The organism is Herbaspirillum sp. GW103, from assembly GCF_000261365.1.
Classification (GTDB): Bacteria; Pseudomonadota; Gammaproteobacteria; order Burkholderiales; family Burkholderiaceae_D; genus Herbaspirillum.
In genome coordinates this window covers 1344473-1366579 of the sequence record NZ_AJVC01000003.1, presented here as the reverse complement: position 1 = coordinate 1366579, position 22107 = coordinate 1344473, and the positions used below count along the sequence as shown (strand labels likewise).

Annotated in this window: 22 protein-coding genes; 12 read left to right on the top strand and 10 right to left on the bottom strand. The window is 64.5% G+C overall.

Features of this window, described 5'->3' with window-relative positions; genetic code table 11:
- The first annotated feature begins 50 nt into the window (after window positions 1–50).
- The 3 genes from GWL_RS09610 (at window position 51) to GWL_RS09600 (ending at window position 2347) form a co-directional block, all read left to right on the top strand.
- Window positions 51–446 (top strand): DoxX family protein, encoded by a 396-nt coding sequence (locus tag GWL_RS09610; RefSeq protein WP_008329316.1) that lies wholly within the window; start codon window positions 51–53, stop codon window positions 444–446.
- 84 nt (window positions 447–530) lie between these two features.
- Complete coding sequence (locus tag GWL_RS09605; protein WP_008329310.1) at window positions 531–1391, top strand: pirin family protein; 861 nt, start codon at window positions 531–533, stop codon at window positions 1389–1391.
- A gap of 77 nt (window positions 1392–1468) precedes the next feature.
- Window positions 1469–2347, top strand: a complete 879-nt coding sequence (locus GWL_RS09600; protein WP_008329309.1) for a pirin family protein — start codon at window positions 1469–1471, stop codon at window positions 2345–2347.
- A gap of 117 nt (window positions 2348–2464) precedes the next feature.
- Here GWL_RS09600 and GWL_RS09595 read toward each other — a convergent pair whose 3' ends face one another.
- The gene (locus GWL_RS09595; RefSeq protein ID WP_008329308.1) at window positions 2465–2752 is read right to left on the bottom strand and encodes a hypothetical protein; all 288 of its coding nucleotides are present in this window, start codon (window positions 2750–2752) and stop codon (window positions 2465–2467) included.
- 215 nt (window positions 2753–2967) lie between these two features.
- Between GWL_RS09595 and GWL_RS09590 the strand changes: the two genes are divergently transcribed.
- Entirely contained in the window at window positions 2968–4146 is a 1179-nt protein-coding gene (locus GWL_RS09590; RefSeq protein WP_008329307.1) for a class I SAM-dependent methyltransferase, read from the top strand.
- Between the two features lie 33 nt (window positions 4147–4179).
- Window positions 4180–4623: a hypothetical protein gene (locus GWL_RS09585; RefSeq protein WP_008329306.1), complete on the top strand. Its 444-nt coding sequence runs from the start codon at window positions 4180–4182 to the stop codon at window positions 4621–4623.
- A 21-nt stretch (window positions 4624–4644) separates the two neighbouring features.
- Here the strand turns inward: GWL_RS09585 and GWL_RS09580 are convergent, their stop codons facing one another.
- On the bottom strand, window positions 4645–6042 hold the full coding sequence (locus GWL_RS09580) for a sensor histidine kinase (protein WP_008329305.1): 1398 nt from the start codon (window positions 6040–6042) through the stop codon (window positions 4645–4647).
- Window positions 6042–6755: a response regulator transcription factor gene (locus GWL_RS09575; RefSeq protein ID WP_008329299.1), complete on the bottom strand. Its 714-nt coding sequence runs from the start codon at window positions 6753–6755 to the stop codon at window positions 6042–6044. The genes GWL_RS09580 and GWL_RS09575 overlap by 1 nt, the downstream gene beginning before the upstream one ends.
- Before the next feature lie 177 nt (window positions 6756–6932).
- On the opposite strand from GWL_RS09575, the gene GWL_RS09570 reads away from it, so the two are divergent.
- The 4 genes from GWL_RS09570 to GWL_RS09555 all read left to right on the top strand — a co-directional run bounded on the left by GWL_RS09570 (window position 6933) and on the right by GWL_RS09555 (window position 10621).
- Window positions 6933–7724, top strand: coding sequence for an ABC transporter ATP-binding protein (locus GWL_RS09570; protein ID WP_008329297.1), 792 nt, complete (start codon window positions 6933–6935; stop codon window positions 7722–7724).
- Between the two features lie 20 nt (window positions 7725–7744).
- The gene (locus GWL_RS09565; protein ID WP_008329296.1) at window positions 7745–8614 is read left to right on the top strand and encodes an ABC transporter permease; all 870 of its coding nucleotides are present in this window, start codon (window positions 7745–7747) and stop codon (window positions 8612–8614) included.
- Between the two features lie 101 nt (window positions 8615–8715).
- The gene (locus GWL_RS09560; RefSeq protein WP_008329291.1) at window positions 8716–9741 is read left to right on the top strand and encodes an ABC transporter substrate-binding protein; all 1026 of its coding nucleotides are present in this window, start codon (window positions 8716–8718) and stop codon (window positions 9739–9741) included.
- Between the two features lie 172 nt (window positions 9742–9913).
- On the top strand, window positions 9914–10621 hold the full coding sequence (locus GWL_RS09555; protein ID WP_008329289.1) for a hypothetical protein: 708 nt from the start codon (window positions 9914–9916) through the stop codon (window positions 10619–10621).
- A gap of 4 nt (window positions 10622–10625) precedes the next feature.
- Here the strand turns inward: GWL_RS09555 and nadB are convergent, their stop codons facing one another.
- Both nadB and purT read right to left on the bottom strand, forming a co-directional pair.
- The gene (nadB, locus tag GWL_RS09550) at window positions 10626–12230 is read right to left on the bottom strand and encodes an L-aspartate oxidase (protein ID WP_008329287.1); all 1605 of its coding nucleotides are present in this window, start codon (window positions 12228–12230) and stop codon (window positions 10626–10628) included.
- A gap of 179 nt (window positions 12231–12409) precedes the next feature.
- Entirely contained in the window at window positions 12410–13621 is a 1212-nt protein-coding gene (gene purT, locus GWL_RS09545; protein WP_034350391.1) for a formate-dependent phosphoribosylglycinamide formyltransferase, read from the bottom strand.
- Window positions 13622–13991: 370 nt separating this feature from the next.
- Here purT and GWL_RS09535 point away from each other — a divergent pair, with 370 nt between their 5' ends.
- A complete protein-coding gene (locus GWL_RS09535) occupies window positions 13992–14246 on the top strand; it encodes a plasmid stabilization protein (protein ID WP_008329283.1) in 255 nt (84 codons plus the stop codon).
- The gene (locus GWL_RS09530) at window positions 14243–14659 is read left to right on the top strand and encodes a type II toxin-antitoxin system VapC family toxin (protein ID WP_008329282.1); all 417 of its coding nucleotides are present in this window, start codon (window positions 14243–14245) and stop codon (window positions 14657–14659) included. Before GWL_RS09535 ends, GWL_RS09530 begins: the two co-directional genes overlap by 4 nt.
- 14 nt (window positions 14660–14673) lie before the next feature.
- Here GWL_RS09530 and GWL_RS09525 read toward each other — a convergent pair whose 3' ends face one another.
- From GWL_RS09525 to GWL_RS09515, 3 genes are read right to left on the bottom strand one after another with little or no spacing between them, the layout of a single operon-like run.
- Complete coding sequence (locus tag GWL_RS09525; protein WP_008329281.1) at window positions 14674–14979, bottom strand: hypothetical protein; 306 nt, start codon at window positions 14977–14979, stop codon at window positions 14674–14676.
- A 1-nt stretch (window position 14980) separates the two neighbouring features.
- A complete protein-coding gene (locus tag GWL_RS09520) occupies window positions 14981–16336 on the bottom strand; it encodes an acyclic terpene utilization AtuA family protein (protein ID WP_008329280.1) in 1356 nt (451 codons plus the stop codon).
- A gap of 43 nt (window positions 16337–16379) precedes the next feature.
- Complete coding sequence (locus GWL_RS09515) at window positions 16380–17681, bottom strand: CitMHS family transporter (protein ID WP_008329279.1); 1302 nt, start codon at window positions 17679–17681, stop codon at window positions 16380–16382.
- A gap of 214 nt (window positions 17682–17895) precedes the next feature.
- Between GWL_RS09515 and GWL_RS09510 the strand changes: the two genes are divergently transcribed.
- On the top strand, window positions 17896–18828 hold the full coding sequence (locus GWL_RS09510) for a LysR family transcriptional regulator (RefSeq protein ID WP_008329278.1): 933 nt from the start codon (window positions 17896–17898) through the stop codon (window positions 18826–18828).
- Window positions 18829–19006: 178 nt separating this feature from the next.
- Here the strand turns inward: GWL_RS09510 and GWL_RS09505 are convergent, their stop codons facing one another.
- The gene (locus tag GWL_RS09505) at window positions 19007–20875 is read right to left on the bottom strand and encodes a peptide transporter (RefSeq protein WP_008329277.1); all 1869 of its coding nucleotides are present in this window, start codon (window positions 20873–20875) and stop codon (window positions 19007–19009) included.
- Window positions 20876–20968: 93 nt separating this feature from the next.
- A complete protein-coding gene (locus GWL_RS09500) occupies window positions 20969–21973 on the bottom strand; it encodes a helix-turn-helix domain-containing protein (protein WP_008329276.1) in 1005 nt (334 codons plus the stop codon).
- Between the last annotated feature and the right edge of the window lie 134 nt (window positions 21974–22107).

Below are 22107 nucleotides of genomic sequence, written 5' to 3'. Positions count from 1 at the left end.
CATTACAACTCAAACACAAGGTCGTTCACCCAACACTACAGAGGCTTACCATGATCACGCACTACAACACCTTCCGCATTGGCCGCGTTCTGCTGGCTTCCCTGTTCGTCATTTCGGGCATCTTCAAGATTGTCGGCTTTGCCGGCACCGTCGCTTACTTTGGCAGTCTGGGCTTGCCGGTCCCGACCCTGGCCGTGCTGGTCACCATCCTGGTGGAAGTCGGCGGTGGTCTGCTGCTGATGACCGGGCGTGGTTTGCGCCCCGTGTCGCTGGTGATCGCGCTCTTCACCGTGGGTGCGACGCTCTCGGCCCACCATTTCTGGACGATGGAAGGCGCAGCTGCCCAAGGTCAGATGATTCACTTCCTCAAGAACGTGGCCCTGATCGGCGCGCTGCTGCTGGTGTCCTCGATCGACCCGCAAGCCCGGCCGGAAGAAAGCCGTTGAGCCTGACGGCGCAGCGTTGCACCCATCACCAATGATTGACCGGTCCGCCCCCACGAAGGGCGGGCTTCCCAAGGAGAAACAAGCATGAGCACCCCCTACACCCGTCAGATCGAACGCCTGGTCAATGGCATCCCTACCCAGGATGGCGCCGGCGTGAGCCTTACCCGCGTGCTGACCCACGACCTGCAACGTCGCCTGGACCCGTTCCTGATGCTGGACGCCTTCCACTCCGACGAGCCCAGCGATTACCTGGCCGGTTTCCCCGACCATCCGCATCGCGGCTTTGAAACCGTGACCTACATGCTGGCCGGTCGCATGCGCCACCGCGACAATGCCGGTAACGAAGGCTTGCTGGAGCCGGGTGGCATGCAGTGGATGACGGCCGGTCGCGGCCTGGTCCACTCCGAGTTGCCGGAACAGGAAAACGGCCTCATGAGTGGTTTCCAGCTGTGGGTGAACCTGGCGGGCAAGGACAAGATGACCGATCCCGGCTATCAGGACATCCCGGCGGCGGGCATTCCCGAGACCGAGCCGCAGCCGGGCGTGAAGGTACGCGTATTGGCCGGCAGTGCCTTTGGTGTGGCCGGAGCGATCCATCGGGAGACCACCGAGCCGCTCTACCTGGACCTGAAGCTGGAAGCCGGCGTGACGCTGGATCTGCCGATCCCGGCCACGCACAATGCCTTCCTCTACGTTCATGAAGGCAAGCTGGCCGTGGGTGCTCAAGGCAGCGAGACCCGTGCCGCCGAGGCCGGGCGCATGGCGGTGCTGTCCAACGTGGCCGGGGCGGCCGGGGTGACGGTGCGCGCCGAGCAGGCCAGCCACTTCCTGCTCATTGCCGGCAAGCCCCTGAATGAGCCAATCGCACAGTGGGGTCCGTTCGTGATGAATACCCGCGAACAGGTGGAAGCGGCCATCGACGATTTTCGCGCCGGTCGCTTCTGAATTCATCCATCCCTACATCTACATTCCAACCCCGGCAGGCGGGTCTCAAGCAGAGCCCGCCGCCCCAGGAGAGCACCATGAGCAATATTGTTCACCAGATCCACGGCCTGACCCGCGACATCGGTTTCCCGGTCCGTCGCCTGCTACCCGCGGCGGCTGCACGCACGGTCGGTCCCTTCGTCTTTTTCGATCATATGGGGCCGGTGGAATTCGATGCCGGCACGACCGAGGGCGATGTCCGTCCGCACCCGCACATTGGCCTGGCCACCGTCACCTATCTGTTCTCCGGCGCCATGATGCACCGTGACAGCCTGGGCGTGGTCCAGCGCATCACCCCGGGAGCCGTCAACTGGATGGCCTCGGGACGGGGAATCGTTCACTCCGAGCGCATTCCCGACGATATCCGCGAGCAGAAGGTGCCCGTGCACGGGCTGCAGATGTGGGTAGCGCTGCCGGCCGGGCAGGAGGACAGTGAGCCGCTGTTCCGTCATTACGCCTCGCAGGACATGCCTGAAGCCCAGGTCGGCGGCGCCCGGCTGCATGTGCTGGCCGGTTCGGCCTTCGGTGTGAACTCGCCGGTCATCACGGCCAGTCCGACGCTGTATGTGGCCGGCAGCACCACGCAGGGCGGTGAGCTGGAGATCGCCCCGGAGGTGCAGGAACGTGCGGTCTACGTGGTCAAGGGTGAGGTGATGCTGGACGGCGAGCGCATGGAGCCGGGTACGCTGGCCATTCTGGCGCCGGGTGCGGTCGTGACCTTGAAGGCGGTGGGAGAGACGGTCTTCATGATCCTGGGCGGGGCCCCGCTGGATGGGCCGCGCTTCGTGTGGTGGAACTTCGTGGCCACCTCGCGGGAGAAGATCGAAGCGGCCAAGCAGGCGTGGAGTGGCCGTGACAAGCGCGTGTTCCCGGATATTCCGGGAGAGACCGAGTGGATTCCGTTGCCGGCGCATTGAACGCATCTGGTCGCCCATCCGGACTGCGTCCGGCAGGGCTCAAAACAACACCGCCTGGCCAATTGCTGCGGCAGGCGGTGTTGGGAACAGACATGTCGGCCAGCAGAGGCCGGTCGATCAGATCAAGCCGATGATGCGCCCCATCTCGGTGATGTAGGGGCTGTCCTTCAAGACCTGGTTTTCCAGGCTGTCGGCAGCGCGGCGCAGGGATTGCCAGGTGTCGCCGACTTCGCCGGCATGCGGCTGCGGCTGGCTCAGGTGTTGCCGCAGGCGGGCGATGTCATCGCGCAACTGGTCGGCTTCGGTGCTGCCGGCGGGCAATTTCTGCAATTCCGCCTCGAACTGGCCGACCATGTCCAGCAGGCGCTGGTGGTCGAACGCTGGGGTTTGCATGGGCTCGCTCATGGATTCTCCTTCGGTGATGGACCGGCTCCATCATAGGCGCATTGCGCCCGGGCCGGCAAAAAAAGGCGCCGGGGTTTGCCCGGCATCAAGTTCTGCCATTTGGCCGCGGGCACAGGCGGGAAGTTCCGGCAGCGCTGCGATGGCGCCATGCTTTGTTACACTGGCGGCTGTTTTGGCGCGCCGCTTCCTGCGTCGCCCTCGCTGACCCCTGATTCATGACCTTACACGACGATACCCCACCTTTCATCAGCTGGACCTCCGGCGCTACCCCACAGCGGCTGCGCTGGCACTCGGAGGCCGGCAATGCGCCGCCCCGTCGGGTTGTCGAGGCCGATGACCAGATCGCCGCCGACGCGGCCTACAAGCTGGCCTGCGAGGGTACCGGCCTGCTCTGGCGCGGCGACTTCCAGAACGCGCGACAACTGCTGCAAGCCCTGGGGCGCCGGGTCGACCGCGCCCGCGAGCGCAGCCAGGCCAAAAGCAAGGCCAGACCGGCTAGCCCGGACAGCCCGGCACAAGCCTTCCATCATCATCGTCAGATGCAGGCGCAGCGCGCACACATCCTGGGCATGTTGCTCATTCCGGTCGATCCCGGCTTCGTGGTGCCGCTGCGCCGCGCGCCCGCGCTGCAGGCGGCCTGCAGCGAAGCCTACGGCACGGCGCTGCAGGGCGAGTCGTTTGCGGTCTCGTTGCGCGAGCTGCAGGGCTTGATCGGTGCCCATGAGTGGCGCAAGAAGGGGGTCGAGATCGGCGCTCTGGGAGGGCGCATCCACCCCTGGTATGGCGTGTTCTCCCCGGTACGGGGCGAATACGTGGAGCTGGTGGCCCAAGCCCCTTTACCCTCGACCGAACTGGCCTTCGATATCGGCGTGGGCAGTGGCGTACTTTGCGCCGTGCTGGCCCGGCGCGGCGTGCGCAAGATCGTCGCCACCGACATGGACCCCCGTGCCCTGGCTTGTGCCCGCGAGAACCTGCAGGCACTGGGCGTACTGCCCCAGGTGACGCTGCAAGATGCCGACCTGTTCCCGCCCGGCCGCGCCCCGTTGATCGTCTGCAATCCGCCCTGGCTACCGGCGCGGCCCAGTTCACCCATCGAGCACGCGGTCTATGATCCGGACAGCCGCATGCTGCTGGGCTATCTCAATGGCCTGGCCGAGCACCTGACACCGCAGGGCGAAGGCTGGCTCATCATGTCCGACTTCGCCGAACACCTGGGTTTGCGTGCGCCCGGCATGCTGGAGGAGGCCATCACCCGGGCCGGTCTGGAGGTGGTGGCGCGGCACGACATCAAGCCGCGCCACGGCAAGGCGATTGACCGTGAGGATCCCCTGTACGCAGCGCGCAGCAAGGAAACCACCAGCCTGTACCGCCTGCGCACCCGCGCGAGCGCCTGAACCGATCTGAATCCAGCGAGGCAGACACCACCCATGAACCACTCGATCCGATTGCTGCCGCTACTGCTGGGCGTGCTGATGCTGCCGGCCAGCGCCCAGGTCACCACGCGCGATCTCGGCGGACACTATGGTCCGCAGCAGGGTGTGCCCGTTCCGGTGCCGGTCCCTGTACCGGTCCCGGATGCGCTGAACCGCAATGCACCGCTGAGCGAGCCCATCACGACCTCCGGCAATAGTTGCGTCTGCCAGGTGGCCGAGACCGGCGGCAGCGCCTGCATGATCTTCCTGCGCACCAATGCGGCCGACTGGATCGCCCGCAATGCGCCGCAGACACCCTTGCGTTCGTCGGCCAGCGGCCGCTACTACGATGCGTCCTTCGCCCTGGCGGCCAGTGCCTGCGCGGCGCGCAAGGTGGCGCCGGGCAGCGTGAAGCTGCATTGGCTGGATCGCCGCAACGCGATCCTGGAGTGGAAATAGCACATCGGTCCGGCCATCACATCAGGCCGCTTCCGTCCAGGCAGGAAACTCCAGCACGACGGCAAAATGCCCGTCGGGCAGATAGTCGAAGCGCATCTGGCCGCCATGGGCCCGCATCACTTCTTCCACGATGGACAAGCCCAGGCTGGCCCCCATGCGGTTCTCCCCGCGCGGGGCAAAGGGCTTGCGCAATCGTTCCCAGTCCCTGGCGGCAATGCCCGGACCATCATCGATGAAGCTGAGGCGGTGCTGCCGGCCATCGCTGTCCAGGCGCACGTGCAACAGTCCCGGCGCGCCGTATTGCAGGGCATTGTCGAGGATGTTCTTGATGGCCTCGCCCAGCGCAATGGGATCGCCCTGGATCAGACAGGGCAGGGGCGGGACGTCCAGCGCCAGATCGGGCGGCGTACGCGAGCGGTTCGAGAGCACCTCCGTCATCTGTGAACGCACCAGTTCGGCCAGCGCGATGCGCTCCTGCAAGCGATTGTCATTGCGATGCTGGACCATGGCGTGATTGATGAGCTGGTTGACCAGCGCACCCAGGTTGCGCGTGCGTTCGCGCAACTGCGCCAGGTGACGCTGGCGCTTGTCCTCGCTGGATTCGGTGGCCAGCAGTTCCATCTGCGCCACCAGTGCCGTGACGGGCGTGCGCAGCTGGTGCGCGGCATCGCCGATGACGCGACGCATGGTGGCGCGGTGGACCACCAGTCGCTCCATGAAGGCATTGATGGCCGAGACCAGCGCATGGGTCTCGGCCGGCACGGTTAACGACAGAGGTGAAAGATCGTTCAGGTCCCGTTCGCGGATGGCCGCCTCGATGCGCTTCAGGGGCGCCAGTGCCTGATACAGGGTGAACATTGCTGCCAGAATCGTGAGCGCGCTCATGACCACGATCACCACCAGTGCCTTGCCGCCCAGGCTCTGCGCAAAGGACATGCGCGCATTGTTGGTCTGCGCCAGCACGATCACGGCCCAGGGATGGGGACTGTCGACCGGCATGCGGCGACCGATGATGGCCATGCGCACCGGTGTGCCCAGATAGTCGCCATCGCGCAGCAGCGGGCCTTGCTCCAGCTCGTTCCAGGGGATCTCCGGGCGGAATTCTCCGTCGCCTGCGATCACCCGGCCGTGCGGATCGAAGACCGCATAGATGGCATGGTCGCCCGTGCCCAGCATGGACAGCGCCGCCAGCGGCACATCGACGTTGACCTCGCCATGGTCGTACCAGGTGTTCTCGGCGATCTGCAAGGCACTGCCGGCCAGGATGCGGTCGTAGGCCTGGCGCGCAGCCAGCTGGGTCGAGATCCAGATGGCGATGAGCAGCACCACGGCACTGACCAGCAGCACCGCGCCCACCCGCACCACCAGCCGCGTATAGAGCGAACGTCCGACAAGGACGTGCGGGGAACGGCCGTGCATCAGTGCAGGGCACCGGCCGGGTTGGATACCGCCGCCTCTGCCAGCGCCGGCGCCTGCGGCACCAACTGATAGCCCAGCCCGCGCAGGGTGCGGATCTCGAAGGCGGCACCGGCCAGTTTCTTGCGCAGACGCGCCACGTATTGCTCGACCGTATTGGCGTTGGGTGTATCGTCGACCGTGAAGAGCCGGTCCATCAGTTCATCCTTGTTGAAGATGCGCCCGGGTCGCGCGGCGATGATCTCCAGCAGCGTCACTTCGCGCCGGGTCAGGTCGATGGGCTGGCCATCCAGTGTGGCGGTGCGGCTCTTGCGGTCGATGCACAGGTTGGCGCAGTGCAGCAGGTTGGTCGACTCGCCACCGCTTCTGCGCAAGAGCACCCTGATGCGCGCCTCCAGTTCGCGAAAATCGAAGGGCTTGACCAGGTAATCGTCCGCACCCAGATCGAGCGCGCGGACCCTTTCTTCGATTTCTCCGCAGGCGGTCAGCATCAGCACCGGCGTGTGCTGGCCACGGGCGCGCAACTGCTCCAGCAGGGTGAAGCCATCGGTCTGAGGCAGCATCACGTCCAGGATCAGCAGGTCGAAGGCTTCGCCCAGGCGGCGCGCGGCGTGGCCGCCGTGGCTTTCCCATTCCACGGTGTGGCCGATGCGGGTCAGGTGGGAAACGATGGCCTCGGCCACGTCGGCAGTGTCTTCGACCAGCAGGATGCGCATGGGGATCTCCATTGTCATTTTCCGATGCCGCAGCTGTTGCGCGCTGCTTGGGCAGGGCGCCATTGTATGCCCGAACCGCCTGACAAAAACAGACGTCAGGTTTTAGTCAGATTCGTTACAGCTTGGCGGCCTAGCATCCACTCCAACATAAATCCTATAAATCATTTGGAGACCTGCATGAGCGACCCTGCCCAAGGTGCGTCGGCCCTCGACCCATCGCGTCCGCTGCTGGAAATCGACCGCGTCACCCTGCAATACAAGACCACCGATTCGCTGGTCACCGCTACCCGCAATGTCAGTTTCAACGTCCATCCGGGCGACCGCTACATCCTGCTGGGCCCCTCGGGCTGCGGCAAGTCCACGCTGCTGAAGGCCATCGGCGGTTATCTGCAACCGACCTCGGGCGCGATCCGTCTCAAAGGGCGGGAAGTCCATGAGCCGGGTCCGGACCGCATGATGGTGTTCCAGGAATTCGACCAGCTGCTGCCCTGGAAGACGGTGCGCCAGAACGTGGAGTTCGCGCTGCACGCCAGTGGCCGCCTGCAAGGAAAGGCCGCCGCCGAGCGCGCCGAGTATTACATCGGCAAGGTCGGCCTGGCCAAGTTCATCGACAGCTATCCGCACATGCTCTCCGGCGGCATGAAGCAGCGTGTCTCGATTGCCCGTGGCATGGCCATGGAGCCGGACGTGCTGCTCATGGACGAGCCCTTCGCCGCCTTGGACGCACTGACCCGCCGCAAGATGCAGGACGAACTGCTGCGCCTGTGGGATGACACCCAGTTCACGGTGCTCTTCGTGACCCATTCGATTGAAGAAGCCATCCGCGTGGGGACCCGCATCCTCTTGCTCACACCCCATCCCGGCCAGGTCCGCGCCGAACTCAACAGCATTGCGCCGAGCCAGTTGGGAACGGCCGCCCAGGCCGAGCTGGAAACCCGCATCAACGACATGCTGTTCGCCCACCACTGAGCCGCGCCGGAGACCTCATCATGCAAACCAATCTGCCCTTCGTCCGCCCGGAAATCCTGGTGGACCCCAATCCCGACGCCGCTGCCGAAGTACAGCGTCCGCTGTCGGCCTTCGAATCGCTCTATCGCATGGGCTGGCTGCGCAAGACCGTGATCCTGCTGGTACTGGCCCTGATCTGGGAAGTCTATGGTCGCTGGCTGGACAATGCCTTGCTCTTCCCCAGCTTCAGCGAGACGGTGCAAGCCTTCTTCGCCGGCATCGGCAGCGGCGTGCTGCTGCAACGTGCGGCGGTGTCCATGCAGACCCTGCTGGTCGGCTACGGCCTGGGCATCCTGCTGGCCGGGCTGTTGACCACGGTCGCCATCAGTTCGCGCATCGGCAACGACCTGCTGGAAACCCTGACCTCGATGTTCAACCCGCTGCCGGCCATCGCGCTGTTGCCGCTGGCGCTGATCTGGTTCGGCCTGGGCACCGGCAGCATCATCTTCGTGCTGGTGCATTCGGTGCTGTGGGCGGTCGCGCTCAATACCCATGGCGGCTTCCGCGCGGTATCCAATACGCTGCGCATGGTCGGCCAGAACTATGGCCTGCGCCGCTTCTCGCTGGTGAAATCGATCCTGATTCCGGCGGCATTTCCCAGTATCCTCACCGGCCTGAAAGTGGGCTGGGCCTTCGCCTGGCGCACGCTGATCGCCGCCGAGCTGGTCTTTGGCGTATCCTCCGGCGCCGGTGGCCTGGGCTGGTACATCTTCGAGAACCGCAACCAGCTGGAAACGGCCAACGTGTTCTCGGGCCTGTTCTTCGTCATCATCATCGGCCTGGTGGTGGAGAACCTGATCTTTGCCCAGATCGAGAAGCGCACCATCCGTCGTTGGGGCATGCAGCACTGAGCCGGGTGGATCTTGTCTGCATACAAGATCCACGCAAGCCATACATCAACAAGCAACGATCCATACAAGACCGAACCACTGAACAACTTCAGGAGACAAGCATGCAACGCTACACCCGACGTACTTTCACCAGCCTCATGATGGCCAGCGCTCTGGTCCTGTCCGGGGTGTCCGGCACCGCCCATGCCGAAGCGCAGGAAGTGCGGATCTCGCACGGCTACGGACTGCTGTACCTGCCCTTGATGGTCATCCGTGACCAGAACCTGCTGGAGAAGCACGCCAAGGCGATGGGCCTGGGCGATGTGAAAACCAAGTGGGTGCTGCTCGATGGCGGCAACGTCATCAACGACGCCATGCTGGCCGGCAACCTCGATATCGCCGGCACCGGTGCGCCGGGCTTCGTGACGCTGTGGTCCAAGGCGCACGGGATTCCGCGTTCGGAAGTGGTGGGCCTGGGTGCACTGTCGACCGCGCCGCTGTGGCTCAATACCAACAACCCCAACGTCAAGTCACTGAAGGACTTCACGCCCAAGGACAAGATCGCCATTCCCGGCATCAAGACCTCGCTGTCGGCGGTGCTGTTGCAGATGGCGGCGGCCAAGACTTTCGGTATCGAGAACTACGCCAAGCTGGACCCGCTGACGGTGAGTCTGTCACATCCGGAAGCGATGGCGTCGCTGGTCTCGGGCAAGACCGAGATCACGGCCCACTTCACTTCGCCACCGTTCTCCTACCAGGAGGGCAAGGCACCGGGCATCACCCGCGTATTGAATTCGACCGACGTGCTGGGCCATATCACCATCGATGTGGTCTTCGCCTTGAAATCCTTCACCGACAAGAATCCCAAGCTGACCCAGGCCTTCATGGCGGCGCAGGAAGAGGCCAATGCCTACATCGCCAAGAACCGCAAGGGCGCGGCCGAGACCTTCCTGCGCGTGTCCAAGCTGAAACTGCCACAGGAAGAAGTGGAACAGATGCTGGCCGACCCTGGCACCGAGTTCACCACCACGCCGGTGGACATCATGCAGTACGTGGTCTTCATGGGCAAGGCCGGTACCATCAAGACCAAGCCGGCCAACTGGCAGGAAATGTTCGTGCCGGCCTTCAAGGACCGCAAGGGCAGCTGATGCGGCGGCAGCCTGCGCTGCATGACAGTCCGATAGTCCGATAGTCCGATAGTCCGATAGTCCGATAGCCCGGCAGCACATCCATTTTCTTCCCGCCAGCGGGGAGGGACTGGACGTCCTGCCGGGCTGCGCGTATGTTCGCAGTCTTCATCTTCCTGCGCAAACGCCACCCATGCCATCGCCGCACATCCGTTTCCGTTGTGATCCCGCCCTGGCGGAGCTGTTGCCGCGTCCTCGCCTGGCGCGCGAGATGATCCCGGAGTGGATCCGCAGCATGCCGGCCAAGGCTTTCTCCCCCTTGCATGACCGCGACATTCGTACCGTCAAGCAATGCCCGCCCTTCATCGATGCCATGGCGCATGGCGTCATGATCCTGCTGCCTTGTGATGTGCACGTGGACAAGGGCCAGTTCCGCTGGGACTGGGAAGCCCCGCCCACGACGGTAGAAGGGCATCCGCGCGCACCGCTGAGTTTTCATCCACCAGCCCAGGTGACGGGCTCGCCCTTCGAACAGGGTGATGCGCTGGTCCTCAAGTTCAACAGTTTCTGGACCATCGAGCTCGAACCCGGCTGGTCGCTCTTCGCGACCCATCCGGTGAACCGGCATGACCTGCCGTTCCGCTTGTTGTCCGGGCTGGTGGATGCGGATCATTTCCATGACGCCGGGATCAATTTCCCGGCGCTCTGGACCGCTGCGGATTTTGTCGGCGTGCTGCCCAAGGGGACGCCCGTGGCGCAATGTATGGCGGTGCCGCGCGAACGGCCCGAACTGCAATTCGATATTCTGCAGGGCGACAGTGCCAGCCGCTACAGCCAGACCGTGGCCGAGGTGCTGGCCAGTCCCAACGTCTATCGCAAGCGGTATCGCCAGCGCAAGTGAAGGCTCACTGCCGTCCGGGCAGGATGGTCGGGGTGGCGCGCGGCAAGGTGCGCGGGTAATCCTGGCTGAAGTGCAGGCCCCGGCTTTCCTTGCGCATCAAGGCGCTGGAGACGATCAGCTGTGCCACGTCCACCAGGTTGCGCAGTTCCAGCAGATCGCGCGAGATACGGAAGTTGGCATAGTACTCGTCGATCTCTTCCTTGAGCAGGCGGATGCGGTGCTGTGCGCGTTCCAGGCGCTTATCGGTGCGTACGATGCTGACGTAATTCCACATGAAGCGGCGCAGTTCGTCCCAGTTGTGGGCGATCACCACTTCCTCGTCGGCATCGCTGACGCGGCTCTCATCCCACTGTGGCACGTCGGCGATGCGCCAGACACCGGCTGACAATTCCCGTTCGATATCGGCCGCAGCGGCGCGGCCCAGCACCAGACATTCCAGCAGCGAGTTGCTGGCCAGACGGTTGGCGCCGTGCAGGCCGGTGCAGGCCGTCTCGCCCACCGCGTACAGGCCCGGCAGGTCGGTGCGCCCGGCCATGTCGGTGACCACCCCGCCGCAGGTATAGTGCGCCGCCGGGACCACCGGAATCGGCTGGCGCGTGATGTCGATGCCGAACTCCAGGCAGCGCGCCTGGATGGTCGGGAAATGCTCGGCGATGAAGGCCGGACTCTGGTGGCTGATGTCGAGGTCGACGTGGTCCAGTCCGCGTTTCTTCATCTCGAAGTCGATGGCGCGCGCCACGATGTCGCGCGGGGCCAGTTCGGCGCGCTCGTCATGGTCGGGCATGAAGCGCTGGCCTGCCAGCGCACCGGCCGAGGCGGGCAGCTTGAGCAGCGCGCCTTCGCCCCGCAGGGCCTCGCTGATGAGGAAGGATTTGGCGTACGGGTGGTACAGGCAGGTCGGATGAAACTGGATGAATTCCATGTTGGCCACCCGGCAGCCGGCCCGCCAGGCCATGGCGATGCCGTCACCGGTGGCCGAATCCGGGTTGGAGGTGTACAGGTAAACCTTGCCGGCCCCGCCCGTGGCCAGCACCGTACGTCCTGCCGCGATGGCCAGCACGCGGCCGCTGACAGAATCCTGCACATGCACGCCCAGGCAGCGTGGTTCGGCCCCGGGATCAAGCTTGCCGGCGTGGATCAGGTCGATGGCGCAGTGATGTTCCAGCAGGGTGATGTTGGGGTGGGCGCGCACGCGCTGCTCCAGCGTCACCTGAACGGCGTGGCCGGTGGCATCGGCGGCGTGGATGATGCGGCGCTGGCTGTGACCGCCTTCGCGGGTGAGGTGATAGCCCAGCTCGGCGCTGTCGTCGCGGGTGAAGGGCACACCCTGGGCGATGAGCCACTCGATGGCCTGGCGACCCTGTTCGACGATGGCGCGCGTGGCGCCTTCATCGCACAGGCCGGCCCCGGCCACCAGCGTGTCGGCGATGTGCTGGGCATGGCTGTCGCCCGAATCGAGCACGGCCGCGATGCCGCCCTGTGCCCAGTTGCTGGCTCCGTCCAGCAGTTCGCCCTTGGAAACGACCACCACCTGATATTTTTCAGCCAGATGGAGAGCGACGGAAAGACCGGCCAGACCGCTGCCGAGGATGACGACATCACACTTCATGATCGTGAGCAAAGCTGCTGTAGTGGAGGGAGGCGATGATTATAACCAGTCGCGGCCAGCGTGCTGCCGTATATCGTTTATATCGTTTCCGGAGCCCGGCAGGCACTGCGCCCGGGCCAAAACAAAACGGGCCCCGATCTGCATCGGAGCCCGTTCATGGGGTTCTGCTCAGCGCAGCATCACTGCGCAACGACCGGCTTGACCTTGGCCGCTGCCTGCTTGGCGCGGATGCGAGCGGTTTCCACGCTGTCCCCGGAGGCCAGGGCCACGCCCATGCGGCGGCGGGCGAAGGATTCCGGCTTGCCGAACAGGCGGATGTCGGCGCCGGGGATGCGCAGCGCATCGGCCACGCCGTCGAAGGCGATGCCGCGGGCATCGTGCTGGCCGTAGATCACGGCGGAGGCGCCGGGACTGCGCAGAGCGGTATTGACCGGCAGGCCGAGGATGGCCTTGGCATGCAGTTCGAATTCGCTCTGCACCTGGCTGACCATGGTGACCATGCCGGTGTCATGCGGACGCGGGCTCACTTCGGAGAACCAGACCATGTCGCCCTTGACGAACAGCTCCACCCCGAACAGGCCCAGGCCACCCAGGTTTTCGGTGACCTTGCGGGCGATGTCGCGGGCCTTTTCCAGGGCTGCGGTGGGCATCGGGTGCGGCTGCCAGGATTCGACATAGTCGCCCTTGACCTGCACGTGGCCGATGGGATCGCAGAAGCTGGTGATGGTGTCGCCGTTTTCGTTGAGCGAGCGCACCGTCAGCAGGGTGATTTCATAGTCGAAGTCGATGAAGCCTTCCACGATCACGCGGCCGGAATCGACACGGCCACCGGCGGCAGCGTAATTCCACGCGGCTTCGATTTCTTCCGGACCGTCGATCTTGGACTGGCCCTTGCCGGAGGAGGACATGACCGGCTTGATCACGCACGGGAAGCCGATCTGGTCGATGGCTGCCTTGAGTTCTTCCAGGCTGTCGGCAAAGCGGTAGGGCGAGGTGGCCAGACCCAGGGTTTCACCGGCCAGGCGGCGGATGCCTTCGCGGTTCATGGTCAGCCAGGCGGCGCGCGCAGTCGGAATGACGTGGGCGCGGCCGGCTTCTTCCAGCTTGACCAGGGTTTCGGTGGCAATGGCCTCGATCTCGGGCACGATCAGGTCGGGCTGTTCCTGCTCGATCAGCGCAGCCAGGGCGGCGCCGTCGGTCATGTTGATGACGTGGGCACGATGGGCGACCTGCTGGCCGGGCGCGTTTTCATAGCGGTCCACGGCAATGACTTCCACGCCCAGGCGTTGCAGGGCGATGATGACTTCCTTGCCGAGTTCGCCGGAGCCCAGCAGCATGACTTTGGTGGCGGAAGGGGACAGCGGAGTACCGAGTCGGATTGCTTTTTTCATATCGGGGGGAGTGTGTCAGCGGGGGGCGCTGATGCAGTGCGAGAATGAATCACGGGCGGACGATACCAAATCTTGCACGGTTTGGACAGTCGCAATGTACGTACTTTCGGGATGGAGAATTGGCTAAAAAATTCCTATTTTTCTCTCGGGCAACGATTCGGGGCTCTCGGGGCGGTTTATATCGAATAACGTCGGTCTTCATTCTCTTTTTTGCGCCGAATCACCCTCTATTCAGCATTCTCCTGTTGGATGAGAAGCTTTTCGGGGGCAGCGTTTTCCTCTGGCAACACCACCAGGACATTTTTGATGGAAAGGAGAGATTCAAATGACTAGAATGAATGCACTGATATCAAATCGGAGTAATGCTGTCATGGCTACGCTGACTGTCCGTAATCTTCCCGATGAAGTACATCGCGCCTTGCGGGTGCGTGCTGCCCAGCATGGGCGCAGCACCGAGGCAGAAATCCGCGAAATCTTGACCCTGGCCGTCAGACCCGGCGGCCAATTGCGACTGGGAGATGCGCTGGTCGACATGAATCGCGCGCTGGGCGTCACCAACGAAGATGTCGAGGCGCTGGAGCAGATGCGTGAGCGTCGCCCTGCACAGCCGATGAGGTTCAAATGATCGTGCTTGATACCAACGTCGTCTCCGAAGCCATGAAGCCGGAGATACATCCCGGCGTACACGCCTGGCTCAACGCACAGGTCCCGCAGACGCTTTACCTGACCAGCATCACGATTGCCGAAATGGGCTTCGGTATTGCCAGCCTTCCTGCAGGTCGCCGTCAGGATGTGCTGGCGCGTCGTTTTGAAGGCATCCTGCGCCTGTTCAAGGACAGAATCCTCTCGTTTGATACCGATGCAGCCCGCGCTCACGCCGAGTTGGCCGTCAAGGCCAGGCGGGCGGGCAGGGGTTTTCCCACGCCCGACGGTTACATCGCCGCCATCGCGGCATCTTGCGACTTCAGCGTGGCTTCCCGTGACGTGTCTGCCTATGCAGCAGCCGCTTTGCCAGTCATCAATCCGTGGGAACACTGACGCCGCTTCGCTTCTCAGGGCAGCAATTCCATCTGCAGCATCACCCCCGACAACGCCTTTCCATGCGCATCCAGCGCGAGTGAGCGGGTAACCCCGCCACCCAGCGCCCGCTGCATCACGAAGTTGAGCGCGCCCAGATGCGGCAGCGCGTGGCGCACCACCTCACCATGGACCACCCCGGCAAAATGCGCGCGCACGCGTTCGGCCGTCAGGGTGCGCTCCAGCAGCGCATAGTCCTCCTGCCGATAGGCGATCACGGAGATATTCGAAATGTCGCCCTTGTCCCCGGCACGTGAATGAGCAATCTCTCTGAGCAGCATCTCAGGCCTCCTCGATGAAAACGGATGGATGTACCAGCGTGCGCGGCAGCAGCAGCGACAGCACGGCGATGACTTCGCGGGCCGACTTGGTGGCACCGCCGCCACCGGCCGGGCCGTTGGTATAAAGTGTCTCGACTTCGTTGCCGATGCGGATCGCCTCTTTCATGCTGGCCGTGCGGCCGGTCACGCGCAGGCGGACTTCCTGGGGCTCGGGTGCATGCGCCGACATCTGCTCACCGGCGATGGCATTGATGCCGATCAGCTCCATGCGCAGTTCTTCGGTCTGCGCGCCCGTGAGCGCCAGCCGCTCGCGTACGATCTCGCCGGCCAGTTGCGCACGCGCTCGCGCGCCAGGGCCGGCATAGGAGATCTGGCCTTCGCCGATGAAGCTGTCGCGGTAACCCAGCGTGGTCTTGAGTGTCTGCGGTCGCGCACGCCCACGGCCGCCGGTGACGGCCACGCGGTCCGGCCCGACTTCTTCGATGTGGACTTGCGAGAAATCAGCAATCACGTCGGGCGTGAAGTAAGCGCTCGGATCATGGATCTCATAGAGCAATTGCTCCTTGCAGGTGCGTGCCGTGACCTGGCCACCGGAACCCGCCACCTTGGTGATGACGGCACTGCCATCGGCCTTCACTTCGCCGATGGGGAAGCCCAGCCTTGCCAGACCGGCCACATCCTTCTTGCCGGGATCGGCAAAGTAGCCGCCGGTGATCTGTCCTGCGCATTCCAGCAGATGGCCGACGAGCGTGCCCTGGCCGAGCCGGTCCCAATCATCGGCGGCCCAGCCGAACTCGTGCACCAGCGGCGCCAGCACCAGCGCCGGGTCGGCCACGCGCCCGGTGATGATGACCTGGGCGCCGCCCTGCAGCGCTTCCACGATGGGTGCGATGCCCAGATAGGCATTGGCCGAAATGAGGCGCGTGCCGAGAGCCGCGACCGGCTGGCCATTGTCCTCGATACGCCATGCTCCCTGCTGCACGGCCTCCAGTACATCGTCGCCGACCACGGCGGCCACCTTCAGCCCAGCCAGTCCGGATGCGCGCGCGATCTCGCGGACCCGCTGCGCCGCAGCCAGCGGATTGGCCGCGCCCATGTTGGTGATGATGCGCACGCCCCGCGTGGCACAGGTCTTCAGGACCGCGTGCATGCGCTCTTCCAGCAGCGGGTCATAGCCTCTGGCCGGGTCGGCCAGTCGGGCCTGCTGGCCGATGGCGATGGTGCGTTCGGCCAGGCATTCGAAGATCAGGTAATCCAGCTGGCCATGCTCGGCCAGTTCGGCGGCCGGTTCGATGCGATCGCCCGAATAGCCGGCACCGGCGCCGATGCGCACGGTGCGCTGTGGATCGTGGGTCATGTACTTCTCCAGAACAGGGGGTTGCGCTTGCCCTTGCCCCCGCTCAGAACAGCGGGAACAGTCCCAGCACCACGCAGGCGATGGTCATCACCACGGAAGCGCCGAAGAGGAAAGGGATGGTGTATTTCTGATGGTCTGCCAGTTCGATGCCGGCCAGGCCGCACACCAGGAAGGTGGCGGGCGTGAGCGGACTGACCGGGAAACCCGTGGTCATCTGGCCCAGCAACGCCGCCTGGGCGACCTGGATGGTCGGCACGCCCAGCATGTGACTGACCTCGGCGATCACCGGCAGCACGCCGAAGTAGAAGGAATCCGGGTCGAACAGCAGCGACAGCGGCATCGACAACAACCCCAGGGCCACCGGGATATGGCTGGCCATCTCGGGCGGTACCAGGCCCACGGCCGTCTTGGCCATGGCCGAGAGCATGCCGGACTTGGTCATGATGCCGGTGAACACGCCCGCCGCAAACAGGATGCTGGCCATCAGCAGGGCGGCCTTGGCGTGGGCATCGATGCGCTCGCGCTGCATGGCCACGTCACGGTAGTTGATCATCAGGGCCAGCACCACGCCGATCATGAACATGACCACCGGATCGACCTTGCCGCTGATCATCACGCCCAGCACGAATACCGTCAGGACGATATTGGCCCAGAAATTCTGCGGGCGGCGGATCTTCAGTTGCGCTTCGCTCAGTTCATGCTGCTGCACGAAACCCACGCTGGCTCCCTTGCCCAGCCCGAGGCGGCGCTCCTCCTTCAGGCCCAGCAGATACGCGGCGATGAAGACGAAGGCCAGTCCGACCAGCTGGACCGGCACCAGGGGCGTGAAGATGTCCGATACCGGGATATGCAGTGCGGCCGAGGCACGGATCATCGGCCCGGTCCACGGCAGGAAATTCACGCCCGCGGCCAGCGAGGCCACGCAGGCCAGGATGCGCTTGTCGATGCCCAGCCGCGTGTACAGCGGCAGCATGGCGGGGATGGTGATGAGGAAGGTTACCGCACCCGATCCATCCAGGTGGATCAGCAAGGCCAGCAGTGCCGTACCGGGAACGATGCGGGTGGGGCGGCTGCCCACGGTCTTGAGGATGCGGCTGATGATGGGGTCCAGCATGCCGGCATCGGTCACGATGCCGAAGAACAGGATGGCAAAGACGAACATTCCCGCCACCGGCGCAATGGCGGTGACGCCCTGAACGATGAACTTGGAAGTCTGCAAGCCGAAGCCGCCGATCAGGGCGGCCATGATGGGAATGGCGATCAGCGCCACCAGCGGCGACATCCTCTTGGTGAGGATGGCGGTGAACAAGGATACGATCGTGACAAAGCCGAGCAGGGCCAACATGCGTGTCTCCGTTTTTTGGTGTGATGTTCTTGTCGTGTCAGCACATCCGGCCCGGTGTGTCGTTTTGCTTTTCTGTTTCAGTCTCCGTACCGGATTCCGTACAGGGGGGCGAGATGTGAGCAGGGCGAGTGTAGGTGGCGGCCGATTTTGTTGTAAAGTCGCTTTTTTCGATTGATTGACCGGATTTTCAGCATAATCCGGCGACCTCCATCTCATGCAAGCCAACCTTTCCACGCGCCTGCTGCAAGCCTTCCTGACCCTGGCCGAGTGCCGGCACTTCGGTCATGCGGCCGAGCGCTGCCACCTCTCGCAGTCAGCCTTCAGCGCCATGATCCAGAAACTGGAGAGCGCCACCGGCGCGCGCCTGTTCGAGCGTGATACGCGCAACGTGAGCCTCACGCCCGAAGGTGAAGTCTTCGTCCAGGTGGCCCGCCAGCTGGTGGCGGACATGCAGGCGGCGCTGGCGGACATGAATGATTATGTCGCCCGGCGCAAGGGCAGGGTGGCCATTGCGGCCCTGCCGTCGTTGGCGGCGGGCTGGCTGCCGCCGGTGCTGGCAGCCTACCGGCAGCGCCATCCGGGTGTCACGGTGGAATTGTTCGATGCCATTTCGGACCAGTGCCTGGAGCTGCTGCGGCATGGCAAGGCCGACATCGCCCTGACCGCGCCGGGACCCGATCTGCTGGAGTTCAGTACTCAGCCGTTGTGTGCCGATCCGTTCTATCTGGTGTGCCGCAAGGACCATCCGCTGGCCGGGAAGCGACGCATCAAGGTGGCGCAACTGGCCGGTTGCGAGATGATCCACCTGGCGCGCTCGACCAGCGTACGCCAGCACCTGGAGGCGGTGCTGCGACCTGGTGGCGTGATCCACACCGGGCTGGAGGTGGAGCACCTGGCCACGCTGGCGGCCTTGATCGAAAGCGGGCTGGGCGTGAGCGTGGTGCCGGAACTGACGCTGTTCCAGTTCCGTCTGCCCAACCTGGTCGCCATTGCCGTGGATGCGCCGGAGCTGGTGCGGCCACTGCTGATCGTCACGCCCAAGGAGCGCAGCCTGTCCATTGCCGCGCAAGGTCTGCTGGAGCTGGTCGAGGCCAAGGCGCGCGCCGAAGCGGGCAGTCCTGTGCGCAGGCGCCGGAACATCGCATAATGGCAGGCCCCGAGCTGCTCTGCTTGCCTGATATCCACCACGCCACTTTCATGCCCGCACACGCAGCCCTTCAATGGATCGTCGATGAAGAGCGGCTCTTCACCGACATGGCCGATTCTCCCGACAATCCTTGTACCGCCTGCGGCGGTGGCTGCGTCCGTGCACGTGGAGTGATCCCTCAAGGGCTGATGGCTTGCTTGCACAATGCTGCCAGGGCATCACCCAGCGACTCCGGACGTCCTTCGAAGAGCCGGCGCAAGGCTTGCGGATCGGCCAGTTGCGCATACAGCGCACGGCGCGCCGGATAGTCCGTGGCCATGCGTACGGCGGCCAGGATGTAGTCATCCAGCGTGGCCGCGATGGTCCAGTCGGGCAGCCCGACGCGGCGGAACAGTCCTTCGTCGATATGTTCGAAGACTTCCGGCCCGGTCTTGCAGACGCCCGGCAGTCCGACCGTGAAGGCATCGATGATGCCGTTGGTATTGCCGAAGGGCAGGGGCGAGAGGAACATGTCGCACTGGTTGAAGATCGACAGGTACTGCTGGTAGGGCTGGTGCGCATAGACCTGCGCCGACGGAATGTAGCGCAGGATCAGGCGCTGCAACTGCGGATAGAGCAGGCCCTGCGCCTGGCCCACCAGGAAATGCAGTCGCACCTGGCGCGCGGCCCCGCCCTCTGCCCGCGCGGACAATTCCACGATGCGCTGGCACGCCATCAGGAAGCGCGGATTGAGTTTCATGGTAGTGGCTGCAATGGCCACATTGACCACCGTCTGGTCGCGTCGGTCCATGCGCGGTACGGCAAAGGGGATGGCCGTGGGACGGTAGGGCTGGCCATCGGCGGGCAGGCGCAAGAGCTTTTCGCTGAAGCAGGCCGGGTCGCCGACGAAATCCTCTTCCACGCTGATGTAGTCGATGCGCGAGGAATGCGTCGTGGCCGGGTGGCCGAGCGCGGCCACCTGCAAGGGCGCTAGCCGCAGATTGGCCGCGAACATGGTGATGGGGAACATGCCCACGCTGGGCATGTAGAACACGCACGGCCGACGCGCCTGTGCAGTCTCGCGCACGGTGCGCAGACTGGACACCAGGTCGCCGGGCTGCTCCAGCGTGATGAATTCATCGAAGACGGCGCGACCCAGTTCGTCGGTATTGGCCGCGTAGCCCAGGGCAATCACGTGGAAATGGCGGCGTGCCGCCTCCAGCGTCTTGGAGTGGGTACGGTAGATCGAGTGTCCGCCGGAAAACCACTCCAGCAAGACCAGCATGACCGGCTTGCCATTGACGCGCCCGCCACCGTCCTGCGCCAGGTCATGCAGGCCGTCGGCAGCGAGCTTGCCGAGCAGCAGCTGGTTGATGGCGCCCTTGATGCGATGGCGCTGCGGCAGGTCGGCGTAGCTGCAGTGCATGTAGACGTCATGCAGCACGGCAACCGGCAGCCCGTCCAGGGAATCCAGTTCATGCAGTCGTTCGGGCAGCCAGTGCAGCAGGGCCTCGCGCTTGGAATGCGCCGCCGGCGTACCGAGAAAGCGCGGCGACATCAATGCCAGGAACAGCGCGGCGGCCAGCGGTTTGTTCTGGACCCAGAGCGCTTCCACATCGAGCGGCAATTCCGATTCAGGGGAGTACAGCAGACAGAATTTCACCAGGTCCAGCGGCTTGACCTCGAATACCGCCGATTGCGGACCGCCGAAATTGAGCGAGCGCAGGATGTGATCGGCATTGATGAAGTGACTCGCCCCGAATAGCGCCGCCAGCCAGCGCTGGAACTGGATGAGCTGGCCGAAACCGTTGGGACTGAGGTGAAAGCCGGGATCCGACAGCAGTGCCGAGATGGCGCCGGTAAGGCGCGCCAGTGTGTGCTGTTCCAGTTCGGCCTGGGTCACCGCCGGCGAGACCTGCAAGGAAAACCTGCCGGCCAGTTGCCCGTACTGCCGATCGATCAGTTGCAGCAGGCGCACCAGTTCCTGTGCGGCGGGCTCCCGCTGGCGTGCGTAGCAGAGGTACTCGAATTTTTCCAGGGAGAAAATGTCGTCTTGGCTGGCCGTCATCGGGGGCTCATTCGGGTGGTCAGTGGCGCAGACGGCATTGTGCCGTCTTCGGCGCCGTGCCGCCAGCAAGATCGTCGCGGCCCGAGGACTGGCTCAATGCCGGGTGCGCGCCTGCACCATGGCCGACGGCGTCTGCCCGAACAGTTTCTTGTAGTCGCACGAGAACTGGCTGAAGTTGGCGAAGCCCCAGGCGGCAGCGATGTCGCCGATGCTGCCGACGGCCTGGCTGCCATCGCCCGCGCACAGGGCGCGGCGCACCCCGTTCAGGCGCAGCGAGCGCAGATAGCTCATGGGGCTCATGCCCAGCACATCCTCGAAGCAGTATTGCAGCGTGCGGCGACTGACGTGGACGGCCTCGCACAGCATGGGGACGGTCACCGGGCTGTCCTGATGCGCCATCGCGAACTCGCGCGCATCGTTGACGATACGGCGGCGGCGCAGAAAGCTGGCACCGGCTTGCGCCTCGATCTCGCCCTCGTCCAGCATGGCCAGCAAGGCTACCAGCACGGCCTCCTGGCGCAGTTGCAGGGCGGCATGGGCGTGGGCGCCGCTGGCCTGGCCCGCCAGGGCGAGCAGGGCAGCGATCTGCTGGCGGCAATCTTCCAGACCCTGATGCCCGACCTTGAGCAGTTCGGCCCGGTGCAGGCGGTTCCAGTCCGGCTGACAGCCCAGCCGTGCGGCACTCGATTGCAGGGCGTCGCGTTGTACCACGATGCCGTAGATTTCATGGGCATCCGGCGTGACCAGTTCGAATTCGCAGGCACCCGGACGGGTCATCACCACATCCTCACCCACCTGGCGGCCATTGATGCGCATGCCGCTGGTGCGCACCTCGATACCGAACCACAAGGCATCGGGCCATACCTGGCAGGACTGGCGCACGGCACGGCTGCTGGCCTCGCGGAAAATCTGCAGACCGCTGCTCTGCCACTCCTGCAGCACGCCTTCAAAGCGACCGCAGGTGATCTGGTCGTAGCGTTGTTCCCAGTCCGTCAGGTTGTGCGCATGCTCATCCACATCGCGCGCAACGGCGGTGCGCAATGCCCGCTGGCTGTGCGTGGCAGGTGTGTCAGGCTGGGACAGTGAGAGCGCGGACATGGGCAGACTCCTTGATCGACCGGCGGCTAGCAAGCCGCGCAGGTTTGCCGAATTTCGATAACGCCGCCGAAATCGCCGTTGCTATATTGGGTCGGCAGGGCAGCGTATTGCGCCAGATCAAGCAAGCGCCATGC